Consider the following 14563-nt stretch of genomic DNA (forward strand, 5'->3'; position numbering starts at 1 on the left):
ATCTATCTTTTTTAAAACCCATGGAGATTTAACTCCTAACAAAACTCCCAATCCGTCTAATTCCATGCCCTAAAATTAGGTCATTTTTTGACTTTCCACTAATTTAGGCGAAGAACCTTCAAGAATATTGAATTCACTGGAGCAGATCAATTAATTAACCCAAAAAGTGATAAAGCTTTAAAAGGTGCTTGGAAGAACAGTTTAGGACATCAAATTCAACCTGATAAATTACCCGAATATGAAGTAGTCAGAGAAAATCTTTTACAGGTGGTTGAGAGTATTTTTAAATGATTTATAATCGGAAGGCTTTTAAAATTGGATTATGATAAGAAAAATTAATGTATGAGATTAGCAGCTATATATAAGAACATAAATTTTCATTAAAAAAGAATAATATGCTGCTACTTCTGGTAAGCCTACCTGGACTAATTGACTAGTAGCTTCGTGTTTACTTTTACATCTTAAGACTCTATAACATCCTCTATGCTATTACACAAAGTTCCACTATAAGTCCCGGGAAGTAATTTGCTGTGAACAAAGTGAAGAGATGAATAAAAAGCTGTAGTATTAGCCCAATCTAAAAACTTCCCTTCTGTATAAAGTTGCTCAGATAATTCTTTATTATGGTTACCATGATCTACCCTATTGCTCATTTGATACTTTTAAAAAACCGTCAACTTTCAATTCAGATGCATTTAAATTATTACTCTGAACAAAGAAATATTGAGCATTTATTCCAAATTCTCCTTTAAATTTATTTTGTAATTCAAATGATACTTCAAAAAATTTTTCTATAAATTTCTCATTAAAAGTATTTTCTAAATTAGTAACAACTAAAAATTTAAAAGCAAAAGGATTAACATAAAAATCCTCGGATGTAACCTTCTTCCTCTAATCTTCTTATTAAATCAATCCCATAAAGAAACATTTGTGTGGAAGCTCCAGTAAATTTATTTTTTAAATCTTCTAATGCTTTTTGGTCTCCATTTTCTTCACCTTTTTTAAATGCATCGATTACATAATCAACATGAAAATATCCATCTATTAAAACATCTTTAGATTCTGTTTCAATAGTTTTAAGATAATTCTGTAAATCTTTAGAAATAACGCTTGACATAATATTTAGTGATTAAAAAGTTGTTTTTTATTCAACTAATATAGTTATAATTTTTTGCAAGAGTACTTTTTTTTAATCAAATACAAAAAAAGACTTCTGGCAACAGCTAAGGACGTTAGCAGCTTAATCTCTTGAAAAGACCTTAGGTAATTCGAACCTCTTACCGTCAGTAAATACAAGTGTTTTATTTTTTATGTAAAAAAGACCATATTTTTCGAACCAAAAAAAACTCCAAAATCATAAGACTTTGGAGGTTTGTAAATTTTTGGTGGTCCTTACTGTTTACGAACCAGTTTATGCATGATCTAAAGAAGCTTGCCACAAAGTAATTACTGTAAAATTGCACTAATGCGCTTCGAAATAAAACCGAATTCACTTCCCAATACGGGAACTTTTGTTTATCTTTGTCAAAAAAATCAAACCTTGAGAGTAATTGCGAAGAAAATATTGCGGGATTTTTGGGAAGCTCATGCTGATTCTGAGCAACAATTAAAATCATGGTTCCAGGAAACTAGTAAAGCCGAATGGAAAAGTCCAAATGAAATAAAACAAGAATATCCAAGCGCAAGTATTTTGACTGACAATCGTGTTGTATTTAATATCAAAGGAAATAATTACAGGTTGATAGTGAAAATAAATTATGATTATCAAATGGTTTGGATTCGATTTATTGGAACGCATGCAGAATATGATAAGATTAACGCTAACAAAATTTAATCGTTATGGAAATTAAACCTATAAAAACAGAAAGAGATTATAATCAAGCTCTTGAAAGACTTGAAAAAATATTTGATGCAAAAAGTGGTTCACCTGAAGGCGACGAACTTGAAGTGCTTGGAATTTTAATTAACCAATACGAAAATGAACACTTCCCTATCGGTTTGCCTGACCCAATTGAAGCAATTAAATTCAGAATGGAACAAATGGGTTATAATCAAACTGATCTCGCAAATATTATAGGTTTGAAAAGTCGAGCAAGTGAAATATTGAATCGTAAAAGAAAACTTTCACTGGAAATGATTCGTCAGTTGCATGATAAATTAAATATTCCAACTGATGTACTTGTCCAAATATATTAAGTACTACCGCTATAGTAGCTAATTCTCATTGCTAGTTTCTCGGTGATTTGTATCGACGCTACAGTTTGAATTATTAAAAAGACCTTAGACAATTCGAACCCATTTATCAATAAATATATGGTTCTAAAGAGATTATGTAAATAACTCGAAAGTTTTCGAATCATAAAAAACCTCCAAAATCATAAGACTTTGGAGGTTTTTAAAATTATGGTGGTCCATACGAGACCGTTTACGAACCATTTTGTGCAGGATTTGAAGAAACTAGCAATCAAATAATTTACTAGTAACCTGAGTTCGATTAATAAAAAAGTTGTAATTGACTCGTAGTTATTGTGTTATAAACAATCGAAGGCTTTTTAGGGAAGAAACTGTAGGCGATTAATCCACCAATGAGGTTTGTGAAGAAATTACCAACCGATCTATGTCTGGAATGTTCAACTTGGCACATATTCTTAAGTTCATCATTTACAGTTTCAATAACCGAGCGTTTTCTTAAATTTATTTTATCACACATATTCATAAGGCTGTTTTTCATATTGTTACGAATACTTGTAATGAGATGGATGCCATCAACAAAGAGAATTTTGGTTAACTCTTTAGAAATATATCCCTTATCTCCAAAGAGTTTCCCAAATATATCTTTCAAAAAATTCTCGTTTTTCAGGGGTTCTCTATCGTCAACATTAGCTTGAGTTATTGCAAAACTTAGTATTTCACCTTTGTCATTAATTAAGATATGTAACTTGAAACCATAGAAATATCCCATTGTAGATTTACCAACTTGTGCAATGTCTTTAAATACCTTATTGCGTTTTATTCTTTTATTTTTACAAACTCTAATCGGTGTGGAATCTACAAATGAAATGCTGGTACATTCACCTAAACAGCAAGTTTTCAAAAACATCGTGAGCGGTAAAATAGTACTTTGCATCAATTCTGTAAACCTATTATAGGATACGGTATTAGGAAAATCATCTTTCATGTGCTGCTGAACATAATAAATATAGAAGTGTTTAAAGCAGCGATACCCACTCAAATGAAATAGAATCGTAATTGTTATCACTTCACTTTTTGACATTACTGGTGGACGCTTTGAAGGCTTGCAATGATGAAGTTTTTGGTGTAATTATCAAAATTATTACAAAACTCATCAACCAAACAGAAAATATCTGTAACTTTATCAAAATTAGTCATAAAAGGAATAGTTGTTTAAATATTTGAATGTCAGAAACTTAAATATACAACTATTCTTTTTTTTATGCATTTTTTTATCTAAAATTATTAATCGAACTCAGGTTAGTAAGCTGACCGGGCTGGCGTTGACGATAGAAGAAGAATTTTCAAAAAAAATAACTATCTTAGCCTAATGAAAATGAAAGAGTCAATACAAATGAAATTAGCAGAGTTTTTGACCTTATGCAAAAGTCATAATGTTAAAAACATTTACGCTTTTGGTTCTGCTGTGACTGAAAATTTCAATGATGAATCTAGCGATATAGATTTATTAATCGAAATTGAAAACGAAGACCCAATCGAGCGTGGAGAAATTTTGATGGATATTTGGGATAAACTTGAAGATTTTTTTCAAAGAAAAGTTGATTTATTGACAAATTCATCAATTAAAAATCCGATTCTTAGAAAAAATATAGACTCAACAAAAATTTTACTTTATGACGGAAAAGAGCAAAAAGTATCTTTCTGATGTCTTAATGGCGATAAACTTAATTCGCGAATTTACTATTGAAATTACAGATTTTAATATTTATGATAAAGATAGAAAAACTCAAAGTGCCGTCGAAAGGCAATTGGTAATTATCGGAGAGGCTTTAAATAAATTAAGACAGATTGAATCTGAAATTGTAATTGAAAATGACAAACAAATTATTGGCTTTCGTAATCGTTTAGTTCACGCTTATGATAGTATTGATAATTCAATAGTTTGGGCAATTATAAATCGCCACTTAGAAAATCTAAAAACCGAAATCGAAAGTTTACAAAACTAATAAAACAGCCTACAGGTAACTGACCAAAATTGGACTTTTATTTGGAAAGCATTGGTCGTCTAACGAAGGCTTAATGTAGTCTCAAACCACTTATTTTGTATTGAGGCGATAAATCCAAATAGATTTCAAGACTTTAGTTTTAGCAACGCACGGAATAATTAAGAAGACTGGAAAAACTCCAGAAAAAGAAATTGAAAAAGCGGAAAGTATAAGGTTAAAATACTTTGAATTTAAAATTAAGCGAAATGAAAAATAAAGAAAAAGAATTAGAAATGTTCACTTTTGACCAAATTAAGAATGAATTTATTGGCGAAAATGGAAGCGTAAAAAGAACGCTTTACGAACAAGAACTTCAAATGGAAATCATAGGTAACTTAATCAAAAAAATTCGCCTTGAAATATGACTCAAGATGAATTAGGTAAATTAATTGGCGTTCAAAGAGCCCAGATTTCAAAACTTGAAAACAACACTACAAATGTGACCGTTGAAACAATATTAAGAGTTTTCAGTGCTTTAAAAGCAAAAGTAAATTTCAACGTAGAATTACTGAATAACAACATAAAGATTGCGTAATAAAGCTACTCCCGCCAATAGCTACTACAAGTGATTTAGGCAATTGGCTTAATGAGAAAATGGTTTTGTATTCGGGAGCTTAGAAATAATCGAAAAATGGGCTTGATTTAGTCCCAAGCCACTTGTAGCAGGGGGAGAAAGTTAGGGATTCAATTATTGATAATAAAGTTGGATTTACTAAATAAAGTATATAAGTGCCTTTCCTAAACCTTGAACTAAAGGTATTTCTAAATTAAACCCAAATTGTATACGCCAACCTAGAGTTTAAATTACTCAAAATAATTATTAAAAATACGTTACGCTGTTCGAATCGCTTATTACTAGTAACTATGGACATTTGACGGTTTTAGATAAATAACACTCAATTTTTCGAACCATAAAAAACCTCCAAAATCAAATGACTTTGGAGGTTTGTAAATTATGGTGGGCGATGAGGGGTTCGAACCTATTGGTTTTAACCTTCATAAACACTAATATTTTTATTTCCGAGATTAAAAGTGCCACGAATGTGCCACAATTATCAATCTCTTTTCAATCTCTTAAAAAAGTTCCTGCATGAAACTTATTGAGTTTTAAAGAACGTTATAATCCATATGATTGAGAGCAAATTTACTTTTTATTTCTGGAATTCTCCCCTTGGAATGGAAATTATTATTAAAATTTTGTTCCATTAAAGAAATTAAAGTGTTTGTTTGTAGGTTATTAACTTTTGTAATATTGGAAACATCAAATTTTCAACTTATTCCCCATACCGTTTATTGCCACCAGAAAACGAACAAAGCCCTTACAATCTGTAAAGGCCTTGTTTACTAGTGGCTCTGCCCGAATAAATTCCGAAATTTAGAACAATTTGAATGGCTTTTGAAGAATGGTTACATCCCAACTTTAGTTGGTATCTTTTGTCATTCCGGATAATGGCTGTCAGCAGTTCTTGAGTAACTCGAGCATCCTACTAAGTTCTATATCCATTCTGGAAAAGGCGAACCATTTTTTACCTAAATCCTTTAAGGATGCACCAATATGGTATAATTCAGTCTGATCAATCAATAGGAAACGATCATGAGCATCGGTCATTTTTATAATGGTAACAGGCGGATATTGACTGTTGTATTTTTGAATATCGAGCTTTAATTGGTTACTGATGTTTTTGGTATAAATTGTTACAGAAACATTTTCTTTACGTTTTCCTAGTTGCGTAAGTACAGTATCATCCACATAATTATCAATTAGGATAATAGATTTTTGAGCATTGCGTATAATATCGGATGCAAAGGCATAAGCATCAAATACCTGCCCATTATAGAAAATCCCTTTATCACTATATAGTTTTCCGCTTTCTAACGCTTTGAAAATTTCTTCAAATTTTCCATCAGCTTCTATCTGTTTTAGTTCTATTTTATCCAAACGCGAGAACAGGGCTGTATTACTGATTAATATCTTTCGCATTTCGACAAAGGCATTCATAATCTCAATACTGACTTTTATTGCAACATTACTACGCAAAACGGCAGATAACATAGCGACTCCTTGTTCAGTAAATACATGCGGCAGGTAACGCCTTCCTCCATGTCCTGAACTTGAGGTCACAATCTGTGACCTCAAGTTTATGTGGTCAAATTCATCTTGTGTAAGCTGAAAACAGAAGTTTTCAGGAAAACGATCAGTGTTTCTTTTGATTGCCTGATTAAACACCTTAGTTTCTACCTGATAGATTTTGGCAAGGTCATTGTCCAGCATGACCTGCTTGTTGCGGATTGTATAAATAAGAGGTTCAATTTTTTGCTGAGACAGCTTGGCGTTATTGTTCATTATTTCTCTTTTTTGTTTTTTCAAATTCAAAGTAAGTCTCCGCTCTTTCATTCATAACGATATAGGCATCAAATTTTTTTCCAGATCTGCTTTTCATTCCTTTAATAAGGGTGGTTTTTCCGTTTCTGATTAGATACTCCAAATCCGATACATTCAATTGCAAACCACATATATTTCTGAACTGAATCCAATTGCAAAGGACATCAGGACACTTGACAATGTTATCCCTGATTAATAGATGCTGCTTTTTGCATTTCGGACAAGCAAGGTCTGGGATTATTTCGGATACGATGGATAAGGCTAATAATTCCTGTGTAATTGAAGTTGCATAGTTTTCCATTTCTTTTTGAAATGTCGTGGCATCTGCTTCGTTACTTTCAATTTTATGCAAAGCCAGTTCCCATTCTGCGGTCATAGCCGCATCAGCAATTTTCTTGTCTTTGACCAGTTCATATACCTGCATCCCTTTTTCCGTAGGGATAAGGGATTTTTTATCCCTTCTGATATAGTCTCTTTTAAAAAGGGTTTCAATAATTGCCGCCCGTGTTGCTGGAGTCCCGATTCCTATGTTCTGTAAAGCTTTTCGCTTTTCTTCGTTTTCAATTTCTTTTCCAACATTTTCCATGGCAGATAATAATCCGGCTTCAGTGTATAAAACAGGAGCCTTGGTTTTCTTTTCCAGTACGACAACATTTTTGATTTTTAATTCATCATTATTTTGAAGCTCCGGAAAATCCTGTATCGTGTCCTCATTGTCATCTGAAAAATTACCCCTAATGGCTCTCCATCCTGGCTCAATTATTTTACATCCTTTCATCGTAAAATCATGATGCAATACCTGTAAAATAACATTAGTTATTTCTTTTGAGCAGGCTTGCGAAACTGTTTCCAACAAACGGAAAGTAATCATTTCATAAATAGCATTTTCTTTAGCTGATAATGCTGAAGGAACCTTATCGGTTATCAACAATCCATGATGGTCCGTTACCTTAAGATCATTGACTATACGATTATTTAATCTTCCCCATTTCACCTTGGAAACGACATCTTTGAAAGAGCTATGATGTTCCAATGCTTTTAACAGATTGGGAATTTCCTGCCAGAGATCTTCAGGAATATATTTGCTACCAGTCCTGGGATAGGTTATGAACTTTTTTTCATAAAGGTTTTGGGCAATGGAAAGGGTTTCCTCTGCAGAAAAATTTAATTTTATGTTGGCCTCTTTTTGTAAGCCAGTCAGATCAAACAGTAAGGGAGGTTGCTCTGTAACCGTTTTGCTCTCTATGGAAGTAACGGCAGCAATTCCACTGCGCTGGATGGATTTTAGGGTATCTTCCGCTAGTTTCTTATTCTCCCATTTGTTCTTGGAAAGACTTTTAAAATTGCTATATCCTTTTTGGTGATCCAATTGCACTTGCCAATAGGTCTGAATGGAAAAGTTTTTGTTCTCCTGATATCTCCTGCATATCAATGCTAGTGTGGGTGTCTGTACTCTTCCCAAAGAATATACGCCATTTCCTGCGGCAATGCTCAAAGCCTGTGATGCATTAATGCCTACTAGCCAATCCGCCCTGCTTCTGCCTTGTGCTGCGTTGTATAATCCGTCGAATTCGGCTCCTGGCTTAAGATTATCAAACCCTTCCCGGATTGCCTTTTCCGTTAATGAACTAATCCATAAACGTTGAAATGGCTTTTGGCAGTTCAGGAATTCATAAATGTAGCGGAAGATTAATTCCCCTTCACGCCCTGCATCCGTCGCTACAATAATACTATCACAGCGGTTTGTGACCTGTTCAATGATTTTTAGTTGCTTTAAAGCCCCTATATCGGCCAAATAAATCTTGCCCTTCTTAATTTTTCGTACTGTCAATAAAAATGGATTAGGCAATATAGGCAGGGAGGCTTTATGAAATCCGGAAATTCCATAATCTTCAGGCATGCCTAAACCTACCAAATGACCGAAAGCCCAAGTAACACAATAGCCGTTACCTATGAGATAACCCTCTTTTTTTTCAGTGGCTCCTAACAGAATGGCTATTTCCCTTGCTACACTCGGTTTTTCTGCAATAACTACTTTCATCACACATTACATTTTGCGTCCTTTGGACTTTGTAGTTGCTTCGGGTGCTTCCTGTTGCTCCTGCTGTTTTTTGTTATCGGGATTTGTTTGCCCTGATTGTAAAGGCTCTTTGATGTTCTTGGTCGCTTCATTGGTTTTTCCTTCCGAATTGACCGCAGTTTGTATTTTATGGGCTTCAGTAGGTTTCACCTGTTCTTTGATCTTATTTGGATTTTGGAAAGAGAAGTCTGTTTTATTGGTTTCCTTGTTGAAAGTGATGTAACCATTATATTCCTTGCCTTTCTTATCCACCAATCCGCTAACATAAACAGTCTGCCCGTCTTTGAACTTTTGATATTGCTCATTATCCAACTCTTTATCTCTAAAAGTTTTCGGAGCTTCCTGCGATTGGGTTTGCTGACTGCCTTGAGTCTGTTTATTGGTGTTGCTCCTGTCAAACAAGAACTCTACAAAACGTTTGTCGGCATTGAATTGTACGGTTGCATCAAACGCAGTTCCTTTCTTAGAAATCATCCCTTCAATATAAAGTGGTTTGCCTTCCAGCAGGGTTTGTTTTTGCTCTTCGTTCAGTTTTACCCCTTTGATTTCATTCGGTATGTTTATTTTATCGGTACGAAGGGCTACCAATTCATTGGTCAGCCTATCCACACTGATGATTGAAGGAATCTGTTCTCCTGTTTTGAGATTGGTAAGATTCACAACACGACCCATATTGCCCGTTTTAAGGAGATTGTCTTTGTCTTCCTTGCTGAATTCGTGTCCGAAAAAAGGAAAATTCAATTGTGGCTCTTTTCGAATGCCATGAATTGCCATAACCACTTTCCCGTCTTCAGAGGATTGAAGTGATAAACGGGCATCCATGCGGGTAATAGCTGTCCCTAAATTAAGGCTGATGGGAACCAGCTCATTGGTTTTATAGCCTTTAAGTAAAGGTTCAAGCAGATTCATCTTTTCGAGTTTCTCTTTACTCAGTCCCAAATTGTTCATTGTTTCCCAATCAATCTGTTCTGGTTTAAAACGATATTCGTTTGCTTCAGGAGTTGTTTGTGTTGTTTCCATATTTTTTTGATTTTCTTGATTATGTGCTACTGGTTCCTTGACTTCAAGTTTTGTCAGGAACGCTTCACCTTCTTTCGTTGGTGTGTCTACATTCTTCTGTATTTCCTTAGCCGTATCAATTGCTTCGAAGGCTGGAACTTTAAAGAATGAGAAATGAGTTGGATTCTTTAATTGGCTGAAAAAGTTGGCAAAGAAGTTTGAAAAAACATCGCCATGTTTGTCCACACGCATAAATTGGTTTTGATTTTTTTTGTCAGCTGGAACCGTTTTTAACTTTCCATCTTTATCAACTCCTTTTACAGCCACTATTTTCATTTTTTCCTTGTCCAATACTAACAGAATATCTGTTAGTTGTTCCTGGATGGGCTTTTTTATTTTATTCTGTTCACTCATAATCTTACTTTTCAGTTTTGTTAAAGTATGTTCGAAAGTAAATCAAGATCAAACGTATATACTCTTTATGTCCCTGTCAGGCTTTATTTGGCAGAGATTGTCGCAATCTATTTTCTAACAGGAGCCGAAAAACTTTCTCTGATAAATTGGTGTACGTCTGATAGCTTATAATACAGCTTGCCACTGATTGTGTAATAAGGGAGCTTGCCAGAAGAGCGATAACGCTGCAAAGAGCGGGCACTTACCTTTAGTATCATAAAAAGGTCCTGATTGTCTAATAATTCCTCCCCGTCAATAGAGTTCTTCTGTTTTTGAACATTCTCCAAACGTTCACCTAGTATATCGAAACGATCCATGATGCGTTCCATCCATGCTATAAATTCCATTCTATCAATATTCATATAAATATGTTTTAATCATTTATACAAAGTTGGAAAGCATTTGTAATATATTCTGCCAAGCTTAGCCAATTGAACTTGAAGTTTTTTAAACTTCTCAAAAAGCATATAATTAATAGTTTTTCAAGAGGTCCCCTATTCTGTAGCAAGAAAGATTTTATTACAGAAGGAGTTTTACCAATGGGTAGATATGGGCAACTATAATAAAAAAGCAGTGTTTTTAAAACACTGCTTTTAACTGAGAATGGTTATGCCACTTATTATAAATCTTTATCCATATACTGCTCCAATGAAGATTTGAGTTGATCTAAAAATAAAGTTCTATTATTGGTTCTGTCTTTCATACGATGGAAAGCATGGTGTATATCACCTAGTTGGGTACGGAATAATATTTGGAAAACTAAACTGATTTTACGGATTCCGACCTTACCATTAGAAATTGCTCCGGATGCGTAAAGAGCATAAATCAATTCTATCAGTGCATTTTTGGATTCTGTCCAGAAAACATCTTTGGTGGATTCGGCATTGTGTAAAGCCATACCCGGCTTGTCAACGGGATTGATTTTGATAATCAAATAATTATAAAGCAGTTCATCTGCTATAATACGGGAAACTTTGTAATCATAATAAGTAGAGAATTGGGTGTCAACTTCAAAGATAAAACTGTTAAGGCCAGTATTAAGATTTATCTTCCCCAATTTAAAAAAATCGTGATCCCTGTCAGTTCGTCCAGAACGATAATACCGGTAAAAATCAGAATTGCAAATATGTTCCTTATATTCCTGCTTTAGCTGCTGTAATTCACCGGAAAAATATTTATAATACATTTTTCCCGTACTTACTGGACAAGAGGTTTCTATTCTGTACATCTTGTTATAATAGATTAACTTACCCAGTATTTGCGGTTTTATGATTCTGAAGAATTCAATTTCTTCATTTTCATCTGTAAAATGATGCTCCAAAACATGGTTTTTCATACCTGATAATAAATCCTGAAGGAATTTAGTCATACGATACGATTCATCTATTACATGCACTGATTCCAAGCTGATTTCCTGCTCTTTTTTCAGGATACTGTAGAGAGCATCTTTGTAAGTGGACTGCATCATACTAGTCATATTAATGTGAATAAGTATTCCATTTGTATTCCATATTTTTAAGAATGTTTTAAATCTTCAATCAACTGACCGTGCATCATCCTCTTCAGGAACGCTATTAAAAATCTTTTTTATCTACTATCTCTTTTAAATTCGTTAATGTTTTGTAACACAGTGTTATTCCGCTACCTCTCTTATTGAGAGTTGTTTTGTTTGCTTCAAGAATTTCATTGCAGGCAACATTAAATGATTCAATCGTTTTTTTAAACATTTTTTTTAATATTAGTTGTCAATATGTTTTCATTCTTTTGCAATTGATTTGTAATCGTTTTGCAAAGTATTCATAAATTCCATTGCGTAATTGTCTCTTGCCTGAATGTAGGCTACTTTTGGAATTATTTTGGCTCCTAATTTTCTTTTTTCAAAAGATGCCGAGACTCCAAAGTCTATTTTTTGAAACTTTAAAGCATTGGCTCTTTTTATGGTTTGAAACAATAATTGCCTGTAGAGTTGGTATTCTTTTGCGCATTTATAATCCATCCCTATTAATTCCGGGACATAGGTATGATGGCTATTTTTATAGCAAAACATAACCCCTACAAATAGATTTTCAATTTCTGCTTTCAATGTTAAAACAATAAACTCCCAATTGGGGCTTTCATTCATATTCTCAAAAACATCTTGCGTATATCGGAATGTGTTGATAGCGTAATTATTGTCTTTTACATTGTTGTAGAGTTGGTAAGCTCTTGCCATTTGGGATCTGCTTAATCTGTCTTTTATTACAACATCATAATATATTTCATAAGGTTCTATCTCTTTATTGAAATGTTTCCGTGATCGAGGCGACAACCCATTGGCAAATTCTTCATTACTATTCCATATTTGTTTTTGTACCACACAGGATTCCGGCATGTCTATTTTGAAATAACCTTGATCTAATACTGTTTTATTGTACTTATTACCTTCTTCAAAATCCCTTAAAACCAACATATCAGCATTTAAGGCATTATATTTTTCTTCTACCTTATCTAATAATAATTTTAATGCTTTTGCAGCTAAAGGATGTTCTTGATTGATAAAACAGTGTTTACCTTCTGTAAATAAAGAACCCATGCTCAATACTTTTGAGGTAAGGTATAAAGGATTTGTTTTTCTTGTTTCTTCTAAATGAATAGAGACCGATTCAGTTGCCAGCATATCATCTTTCCAAAGTCCGTGGGTAAAAAAAGTCATCAGTATAATGTTGCCTTTGCTGTCTCTAATGGTATAATAGTAAAAATCCCATTGGTTAGTTGAATCCGGATGCTGGGTGAATGTTTTTTCTAAATAAAGCAGTCCTTCCCAATCGAAAATATTTTGTTTCCCCATGTATTGATTCCATTCTAATTTTTCGATATCCTGAATGGTATTTTTTTCTACGATAAAGAGTTCCTGCTCTTTTGATTCTGAAATCTTTTGAACCTTTCCATTACCTATCCCAAAAGCTTGTCTAATTTTATTCTCATTATTATTGGTTTCTTCCAAAGCTTTAGGAAAATGATATTCCATTGCTTCGGCCAAGGCCATAATGTCCTGTTGTTGATTGTGACTGGATAGCGTAATTCTAATCCCTGTATTTTTGATAGGCACAGCAGGATAAATTCCCAAATTCAGGAAAAAACCTTCCTTGAACAAACGTTGCACAAAGTTATATGCCATTATGGGTGTACCCATCCCCAAAAAGAAAACTGGTGAATCATTTTTTGAAATTATGGGAAGGTTTCCCTCTGACAACAATTGGTTAAAATAGCCGATTTTATCAGCTAAGTCTTTTTGTCTCAATTCTATTTCAGGAGATAAATGGATGTTTGCTGAAGCAATTGCAGCTGCCAAAGATGCGGGTTCTAATTGAGCAGAAAAAGTTAGAGGCCCACCAAAATTTTTAATTTTGTCTCTCAGTTTTTGATTCTTGCAAAATACTGTTGCACCGCTGGCTCCAAAAGTCTTACTCAATGTACTTACCACAATGCAATTTTCAGGTAGTTCTTTAATCGCGTCGAAAATAAAACCGGTTCCATTTTTACCTCGCCAACTCATACCGTGAACATCGTCAAAATAAAGGTTTAATTGTCTATATTTTTGAGTCAAAGCCAATAATTCCGGAATTGGAGCGTAATCACCAAACATGGAATATACCCCATCAGCCATATACCAAATTTTATTGTGTCTGCTGGTTAGTTGTTTGATTTTATCTTCTAACATTTCCAAATTGTTATGCCTGATCATTTCTACCGGAATTCCTCGTAATTTTAAGAGCTGACAGGCATTCTGTACACTCCAATGTACCTGATGATCCATGATTATAGCATCTTCATCTCTTATGAGTGTCGGAATAACAGCTAAATGTCCTAATGTACTGTTCTTGGTTATAATTGGTGGTATCCCATACATTAATTCTATTTTTTGCTCTAGTTCATTATAAAGCGGATGTGAAATATAAGATTTTGAAAGAGGGAATTGTGTGCCATAATTTTGTATGGCTGCTATCGCGGCCTCCTTCAGTCGGGGGTCTTGTTCGAGTCCCAGATAGCCTGTTGTACCGAAATGAAACATTTCTTTTCCCTTAATTTGGATTGTCCTGCCTGTTAGAACTTTGTCTTCTGCATATAAGTGCAAAACACCTTCTTTTTTAGCTCCTGATAAAACCTCATCTACTGTATCAATGAAGTTGTTGTGTTTGATTTTTGCCATTGGTTAGTTCTTTTTAGGTATTATTAAAAAATAGATTTCTAAAAGTCACTATAAAAAATGAAAGTTATTTCATCTAATACTTCAATACTCCCAATATGACAAGTCAAAGTCCCGAATTGACAACTAAAACACCAAATTGCAACAAATAATCCCAAATTAGCAACGGCTCTATTAGTAAATATTTATAATTTTGTTGAATTACAACACTTTAATTCATAGAA

Annotated in this window: 14 protein-coding genes and 1 pseudogene; 7 read left to right on the forward strand and 8 right to left on the reverse strand. The window is 33.7% G+C overall.

The genetic code is table 11. The features are described from left to right. Positions 1-856 precede the first annotated feature (856 nt). Positions 857-1117, reverse strand: coding sequence for a hypothetical protein (locus tag ACNQGH_RS13150; RefSeq protein WP_417956474.1), 261 nt, complete (start codon positions 1115-1117; stop codon positions 857-859). A 423-nt stretch (positions 1118-1540) separates the two neighbouring features. Here ACNQGH_RS13150 and ACNQGH_RS13155 point away from each other — a divergent pair, with 423 nt between their 5' ends. Then, positions 1541-1834, forward strand: a complete 294-nt coding sequence (locus tag ACNQGH_RS13155) for a type II toxin-antitoxin system HigB family toxin (protein ID WP_417956602.1) — start codon at positions 1541-1543, stop codon at positions 1832-1834. A gap of 5 nt (positions 1835-1839) precedes the next feature. Further along, a complete protein-coding gene (locus ACNQGH_RS13160) occupies positions 1840-2196 on the forward strand; it encodes a helix-turn-helix domain-containing protein (RefSeq protein ID WP_417956475.1) in 357 nt (118 codons plus the stop codon). Positions 2197-2494: 298 nt separating this feature from the next. On the opposite strand, the pseudogene ACNQGH_RS13165 reads toward ACNQGH_RS13160, so the two are convergent. Then, positions 2495-3390: pseudogene (locus ACNQGH_RS13165) on the reverse strand (IS982 family transposase). 178 nt (positions 3391-3568) lie between these two features. Between ACNQGH_RS13165 and ACNQGH_RS13170 the strand changes: the two are divergent. The 5 genes from ACNQGH_RS13170 to ACNQGH_RS13190 all read left to right on the forward strand — a co-directional run bounded on the left by ACNQGH_RS13170 (position 3569) and on the right by ACNQGH_RS13190 (position 4773). Beyond that, positions 3569-3898, forward strand: a complete 330-nt coding sequence (locus ACNQGH_RS13170; protein WP_417956476.1) for a nucleotidyltransferase family protein — start codon at positions 3569-3571, stop codon at positions 3896-3898. Beyond that, positions 3867-4199 carry a HepT-like ribonuclease domain-containing protein gene (locus tag ACNQGH_RS13175; RefSeq protein ID WP_417956477.1) on the forward strand — a complete coding sequence of 111 codons (333 nt, stop codon included), beginning with the start codon at positions 3867-3869 and terminating at the stop codon, positions 4197-4199. The genes ACNQGH_RS13170 and ACNQGH_RS13175 overlap by 32 nt, the downstream gene beginning before the upstream one ends. 118 nt (positions 4200-4317) lie before the next feature. After that, positions 4318-4455 (forward strand): type II toxin-antitoxin system RelE/ParE family toxin, encoded by a 138-nt coding sequence (locus ACNQGH_RS13180; RefSeq protein ID WP_417956603.1) that lies wholly within the window; start codon positions 4318-4320, stop codon positions 4453-4455. Further along, on the forward strand, positions 4445-4603 hold the full coding sequence (locus ACNQGH_RS13185; protein WP_417956478.1) for a hypothetical protein: 159 nt from the start codon (positions 4445-4447) through the stop codon (positions 4601-4603). The genes ACNQGH_RS13180 and ACNQGH_RS13185 overlap by 11 nt, the downstream gene beginning before the upstream one ends. Beyond that, positions 4600-4773, forward strand: coding sequence for a helix-turn-helix transcriptional regulator (locus ACNQGH_RS13190; protein ID WP_417956479.1), 174 nt, complete (start codon positions 4600-4602; stop codon positions 4771-4773). The genes ACNQGH_RS13185 and ACNQGH_RS13190 overlap by 4 nt, the downstream gene beginning before the upstream one ends. A 921-nt stretch (positions 4774-5694) precedes the next feature. Here ACNQGH_RS13190 and ACNQGH_RS13195 read toward each other — a convergent pair. The 6 genes from ACNQGH_RS13195 to ACNQGH_RS13220 all read right to left on the reverse strand — a co-directional run bounded on the left by ACNQGH_RS13195 (position 5695) and on the right by ACNQGH_RS13220 (position 14342). Then, on the reverse strand, positions 5695-6582 hold the full coding sequence (locus ACNQGH_RS13195; RefSeq protein ID WP_417956480.1) for an ORF6N domain-containing protein: 888 nt from the start codon (positions 6580-6582) through the stop codon (positions 5695-5697). Further along, positions 6572-8662, reverse strand: coding sequence for a type IA DNA topoisomerase (locus ACNQGH_RS13200; protein ID WP_417956481.1), 2091 nt, complete (start codon positions 8660-8662; stop codon positions 6572-6574). Before ACNQGH_RS13200 ends, ACNQGH_RS13195 begins: the two co-directional genes overlap by 11 nt. Positions 8663-8668: 6 nt before the next feature. Then, complete coding sequence (locus ACNQGH_RS13205; protein ID WP_417956482.1) at positions 8669-10114, reverse strand: DUF3945 domain-containing protein; 1446 nt, start codon at positions 10112-10114, stop codon at positions 8669-8671. Between the two features lie 107 nt (positions 10115-10221). Further along, complete coding sequence (locus tag ACNQGH_RS13210) at positions 10222-10515, reverse strand: helix-turn-helix domain-containing protein (RefSeq protein ID WP_417956483.1); 294 nt, start codon at positions 10513-10515, stop codon at positions 10222-10224. Between the two features lie 257 nt (positions 10516-10772). Next, the gene (locus tag ACNQGH_RS13215) at positions 10773-11618 is read right to left on the reverse strand and encodes an RteC domain-containing protein (protein WP_417956604.1); all 846 of its coding nucleotides are present in this window, start codon (positions 11616-11618) and stop codon (positions 10773-10775) included. A 291-nt stretch (positions 11619-11909) separates the two neighbouring features. After that, positions 11910-14342 (reverse strand): aminotransferase class I/II-fold pyridoxal phosphate-dependent enzyme, encoded by a 2433-nt coding sequence (locus tag ACNQGH_RS13220; RefSeq protein ID WP_417956484.1) that lies wholly within the window; start codon positions 14340-14342, stop codon positions 11910-11912. Positions 14343-14563: the final 221 nt, after the last annotated feature.

The sequence above is a fragment of the Flavobacterium kochi genome (genome assembly GCF_048286715.1).
Classification (GTDB): Bacteria; Bacteroidota; Bacteroidia; order Flavobacteriales; family Flavobacteriaceae; genus Flavobacterium.

Excerpts from the sequence above, each read along its gene's own strand:
- ACNQGH_RS13205 (WP_417956482.1), bottom strand. The coding sequence starts at position 10,114 with ATGAGTGAACAGAATAAAATAAAAAAGCCCATCCAGGAACAACTAACA.
- ACNQGH_RS13215 (WP_417956604.1), bottom strand. The coding sequence starts at position 11,618 with ATGCAGTCCACTTACAAAGATGCTCTCTACAGTATCCTGAAAAAAGAG.
- ACNQGH_RS13150 (WP_417956474.1), bottom strand. The coding sequence starts at position 1,117 with ATGTCAAGCGTTATTTCTAAAGATTTACAGAATTATCTTAAAACTATT.
- ACNQGH_RS13175 (WP_417956477.1), top strand. The coding sequence starts at position 3,867 with ATGACGGAAAAGAGCAAAAAGTATCTTTCTGATGTCTTAATGGCGATA.
- ACNQGH_RS13190 (WP_417956479.1), top strand. The coding sequence starts at position 4,600 with ATGACTCAAGATGAATTAGGTAAATTAATTGGCGTTCAAAGAGCCCAG.
- ACNQGH_RS13185 (WP_417956478.1), top strand. The coding sequence starts at position 4,445 with ATGAAAAATAAAGAAAAAGAATTAGAAATGTTCACTTTTGACCAAATT.
- ACNQGH_RS13170 (WP_417956476.1), top strand. The coding sequence starts at position 3,569 with ATGAAAGAGTCAATACAAATGAAATTAGCAGAGTTTTTGACCTTATGC.
- ACNQGH_RS13195 (WP_417956480.1), bottom strand. The coding sequence starts at position 6,582 with ATGAACAATAACGCCAAGCTGTCTCAGCAAAAAATTGAACCTCTTATT.
- ACNQGH_RS13200 (WP_417956481.1), bottom strand. The coding sequence starts at position 8,662 with ATGAAAGTAGTTATTGCAGAAAAACCGAGTGTAGCAAGGGAAATAGCC.
- ACNQGH_RS13160 (WP_417956475.1), top strand. The coding sequence starts at position 1,840 with ATGGAAATTAAACCTATAAAAACAGAAAGAGATTATAATCAAGCTCTT.
- ACNQGH_RS13210 (WP_417956483.1), bottom strand. The coding sequence starts at position 10,515 with ATGAATATTGATAGAATGGAATTTATAGCATGGATGGAACGCATCATG.
- ACNQGH_RS13220 (WP_417956484.1), bottom strand. The coding sequence starts at position 14,342 with ATGGCAAAAATCAAACACAACAACTTCATTGATACAGTAGATGAGGTT.